The sequence below is a fragment of the Rhodococcus sp. BS-15 genome (assembly GCF_000813105.1).
Taxonomy (GTDB): domain Bacteria; phylum Actinomycetota; class Actinomycetes; order Mycobacteriales; family Mycobacteriaceae; genus Rhodococcoides.
On sequence record NZ_BAOX01000620.1, the window covers coordinates 1 to 701 of the forward strand.

Below are 701 nucleotides of genomic sequence, written 5' to 3' on the forward strand. Positions count from 1 at the left end.
CCGGAATCGACCCGCACACCCGGTCCGGAGGGGGCGGTGAAGGTGGTGACCGGTCCGGGGGCGGGCAGGAATCCGCGTCCGGCGTCTTCGCCGTTGATCCGGAACTCGAAGGAGTGGCCGCGTGGTTCGGGGTCTTCGGTGATGGACAGTTCTTCGCCGTTGGCGATGCGGAATTGTTGCAGGACCAGGTCGATGCCGGAGGTTTCCTCGGTGACGGGGTGTTCGACCTGCAGTCGGGTGTTGACTTCGAGGAACGAGACGAGGCCGTCTTGGCCGACGAGGTATTCGACGGTGCCGGCGCCGTAGTAGCCGGCTTCGAGGCAGATGGCTTTGGCGCTCGAGTGGATTTCTTTGCGTTGGGCGTCGGTGAGGAACGGGGCGGGGGCTTCTTCGACGAGTTTCTGGAAGCGGCGTTGCAGGGAGCAGTCGCGGGTGCCGGCGACGACGACGTTGCCGTGTTGGTCGGCGATGACCTGTGCTTCGACGTGGCGGGGCTTGTCGAGGTAGCGTTCGACGAAGCATTCCCCACGCCCGAACGCGGCGACGGCTTCGCGGGTGGCGGAGTCGAACAGTTCGGGGATTTCCTCGCGGGTGCGGGCGACTTTCATGCCGCGTCCGCCGCCACCGAATGCGGCTTTGATCGCGATCGGGAGGCCGTGTTCGTCGACGAACGCCAGGATCTCGTCGGCGTCCTTGACCGG

At 66.0% G+C, this 701-nt stretch carries 1 protein-coding gene; it reads right to left on the reverse strand.

All coding sequences use genetic code 11. The annotated features are described in order from the left end of the window. On the reverse strand, window positions 1-701 hold a 701-nt coding region (locus tag RHBS_RS28310), incomplete at both ends, for an ATP-grasp domain-containing protein (protein ID WP_128646953.1).